This is a genomic window from Myxococcus vastator, assembly GCF_010894475.1.
Classification (GTDB): Bacteria; Myxococcota; Myxococcia; order Myxococcales; family Myxococcaceae; genus Myxococcus; species Myxococcus vastator.
On record NZ_JAAIYB010000670.1, the window covers coordinates 1 to 3243 of the forward strand.

Here is a 3243-nt window from a genome sequence, read left to right on the forward strand (position 1 = left end):
GCAGTGAGGTGTCCGCGGTGGGCGGAGTGGTGGGGGGCGTGGTTGGCGGCCTCGTGGGTGGAACGCAGGGTGGCATCGTCGGGTCAACGGCCATTGGCGGCACGGGCGACGCGCTGACGCTGAAGCAGGTGATGCGGCCCCCCACGGTCCTCAAGCAGGTGAGGCCGCGCTACCCCCGGCTGGCGAAGCAGCGGAACATCCAGGGGAAGGTGGTCGTACGGGTCATCGTCGGCACGGACGGCCGGGTGGAGGAGGCGCACACCCAGGTGATGCGCTCCGTGCCCGCCCTGGACGCCGCGGCGATTGCCGCCGTCAACCAGTGGCGGTTCACGCCCGCGCTGGGCCGTTCGGGGCGGCTGGCGCGCGTCATGATCGACATTCCGGTGGATTTCTCACTGAGGTGAGCTTGGTGCGCACCTTTCGAAACATCCTCTTCTGGATTCATCTCATCGTCGGTGTCGCCACCGGGCTGGTGATTGCGATCATGTCCTTCACGGGCGTGGTCATCGCCTTCGAGAAGCAGCTCATCGAATGGGCGGAGCGGGAGGTCCGCACGGTGCAGCTCCCGGCTCCGGGCGCGCCTCGGCTCCCCGTGGAGGAGCTGGTTGAACGCGTCCGCGCGTCAGGCTCGGAGGGGCAGCCCTCCGGGGTGACGGTGTATCCGGAGCCGACGTCCGCGGTGCTCGTGAGCATCGGCCGGGGCGCGGTGCGCTACGTCAACCCCTACACCGGCGAGGTGCTGGGGAATGGCGCGACGGGCCTGCGCGGCTTCTTCCAGTGGAACGTGGGGCTTCACCGGTGGCTGGCCGCTGGCGGTGACAACCGCGCGGTGGGCAAGGCCATCACCGGCGCGAGCAACGCGGTGTTCCTCTTCCTGGCCATCTCCGGCCTGTACCTGTGGTGGCCGCGCAAGTGGACGCTGCGCGCGATGCGGCCGTCGCTGTGGTTCCGGCGCGGGCTGAAGGGCAAGGCGCGCGACTGGAACTGGCACAACGTCATCGGCTTCTGGTCGCTGCCGGTGCTCATCGTGCTCACGGCGTCGGGCATGGTCATCTCGTACAAGTGGGCGTCCAGCCTGGTCTTCACCATGACGGGCAATGAGGCGCCGGCGAGGAAGGGCTCGGCGACGGTGAAAGTCCCAACGCCCGCGGAGGAGACGCCGCGCAAGCCGCTGGATGTCCTCATCGCCGAAGCGCAGCGGACGTCGCCCACCTGGTCGTCCGCGACGCTGCGCCTGGGCGGCGGAGCGGGTGGCGGGAAGGAGGGCGTGGACGCGGTGACGGTCACCCTCCGCGAGGCGGATGCGTGGCCGCTGTTCTCCTCCAAGCAGGTGTCCCTCAACCCCTTCTCGGGCGAGGTGGCGAAGCAGGAGACGTACGCGGACTACAACAGCGGCCGGAAGCTGCGCACCTGGCTGCGCTTCCTGCACACCGGCGAGGCGCTGGGGCTCTGGGGCCAGCTGGTGGCCGCCATCGCGTCGCTGGGTGGCGTGTTCCTCGTCTACACGGGCTTCGCGCTGTCGTGGCGCCGGTTCTTTCCCCGGCGCCGGACGAACACCGAGCCTGGGGAAGAAGCCGCCGCGCAGTCCGAGTCGGCGGCCTGACGGATTTCAGCCCTCCTCGCGAGCGTGGCGGGTTCGGTCGTCACCCTCCCACTCACGAGGCGAGCATTTCCCTCCGAGCCGGAACGTCAGTTCCGGTCCTTGCGGACGAGCACCTTCTTGCCGCGCAGGGTGGCGTTCTTCAGCGCGGCGATGATGCGGTTGGCCTCGGACTCCGGCACCTCGACCAGCGAGAAGCTGTCGCCAATCTGGATGGCGCCAATCTTGGAGGACTCGACGCCCGCCTCACCGGCGATGGCGCCCACCAGGTCGGCGGGGCGAATGCCGGCGTGACGGCCGGCGCCAATCCACAGGCGGGTGACGTCCCACGTCGGCGGGACGCCGCGGGCCTTCGGGCTCCGCTCCGGGCGGCCTGAGCGCCCCGGGGGCGCGCTGAACTTGCCCGTGCGCTCCTGCGGCGGCGCGACGACGGGAATCTCCGTCTCCTCCGAGTCGCGGCCCTCGTCCTGGGCCTCATGGAGGAGCTTCACGGCGGCGGCGGCGATGTCCATGGCGTCGAACTCGCTGGCCAGGCTCTCCACCACGTTGCGGAGGGAGTCGTACTCACCGGCCACCAGCGTCTCGCGCAGGGATGCGCGCAGCAGCTCCTGCCGCTTCTCGCGCATGTCCGCGACGGTGGGCACGGTGGCCACCTCGATGCGCTGCCCGGTGACGCGCTCGATGTTGCGCAGCAGCCGGTGCTCGCGGGGCTCCACCAGGGTGATGGCCACGCCCTCGCGGCCAGCGCGGCCCGTGCGGCCGATGCGGTGCACGTAGGCCTCGGGCGCGTTGGGCACGTCGAAGTTCACGACGTGGGACAGGCGGGGGATGTCCAGGCCGCGCGCCGCGACGTCGGTGGCCACGAGCAGGTCGGTGCCCTGGGACTTGAGCTGCTTGATGACGCGGTCGCGCTGCTCCTGCGTCATGCCGCCGTGCAGGGCGTGGGCGCGCCAGCCGCGGCCGTTCAGGGACACGGTGAGGTCATCCACCTCCGTGCGCGTGCGGCAGAAGATGATGGCGGCGGTGGGGGACTCCACGTCGAGCAGACGGCCCAGGGTGGCGATCTTGAAGGCGCGCGGGACGACGTAGGCCGTCTGGCGGACGCGGGGAATCTCCCCCTGCTCCACCTTCTCGCGGGCGATCTTCACGCGCACGGGCTCGTGCAGGTGACGCTCGGCGATGCTGGCGATGCGCGGCGGGAGGGTGGCGGAGAAGAGGGCCGTCTGCCGGTCCTCGGGCGTGCCGGAGAGGATGGCCTCCAGGTCCTCGGCGAAGCCCATGTCGAGCATCTCGTCGGCCTCGTCGAGCACGACGACGCGCACGTCATCGAGCTGCAGCGTGCCGCGGCGCAGGTGGTCCAGCGCGCGGCCCGGTGTGGCGACGACGACGTCCACGCCGCGCTTGAGGACGCGGAGCTGCTGGCCGATGACCTGCCCGCCGTACAGGGGCAGCACGGTGATGCCGAGCTTCTGGCCGTAGCGGTGGATGGCCTCGGAGACCTGCATGGCCAGCTCGCGCGTGGGGACCAGCACCAGCGCGGACGTGGTGTTGGGGCGGCAGGCGCCGGGCTCCACCCGGTTGAGCAGGGGCAGGGCGAAGGCGGCCGTCTTGCCGGTGCCGGTGGCGGCGATGCCGAGCAGGTC

At 71.0% G+C, this 3243-nt stretch carries 3 protein-coding genes; 2 read left to right on the top strand and 1 reads right to left on the bottom strand.

Annotated elements, in window-relative coordinates; all coding sequences use genetic code 11:
* The coding region (locus G4D87_RS35845) for an energy transducer TonB (protein WP_163787270.1) at positions 1 to 404 on the top strand (404 nt) is incomplete at its 5' end.
* Between the two features lie 5 nt (positions 405 to 409).
* On the top strand, positions 410 to 1603 hold the full coding sequence (locus G4D87_RS35850) for a PepSY-associated TM helix domain-containing protein (RefSeq protein WP_163787271.1): 1194 nt from the start codon (positions 410 to 412) through the stop codon (positions 1601 to 1603).
* 86 nt (positions 1604 to 1689) lie between these two features.
* On the opposite strand, the gene G4D87_RS35855 is transcribed toward G4D87_RS35850, so the two are convergent.
* Positions 1690 to 3243, bottom strand: a 1554-nt coding sequence (locus G4D87_RS35855; RefSeq protein WP_163787273.1) for a DEAD/DEAH box helicase, incomplete at its 5' end; no start/stop codon positions are given.